At 63.4% G+C, this 213-nt stretch carries 1 protein-coding gene; it reads right to left on the reverse strand.

Annotated elements, in window-relative coordinates; translation table 11 throughout:
- On the reverse strand, positions 1–213 hold a 213-nt coding region (gene tnpB / locus FNJ47_RS49545; protein ID WP_163163962.1), incomplete at both ends, for an IS66 family insertion sequence element accessory protein TnpB.

Genomic DNA, 213 nt, shown 5'->3' on the forward strand with positions numbered 1-213 from the left:
CGGCCACCAGCGCTGACAGCTGGGCCGCATTCATCCGCATCACACCGGCCACGATGGGTGGCCATTTGAAGCCGCTGCCATCGAGCCGCTTCCAGTACATCACAAGGCCGCTGCCGTCCCAGACGACAATCTTCACTCGATCGGCGCGTTTCGCACGGAACACCACCGCCACGCCCTTCATCGGGTCATGGCCCAGCGTCTCCTTCGCCAATA

Source organism: Bradyrhizobium uaiense, from assembly GCF_010811875.1.
GTDB lineage: Bacteria > Pseudomonadota > Alphaproteobacteria > Rhizobiales > Xanthobacteraceae > Bradyrhizobium > Bradyrhizobium uaiense.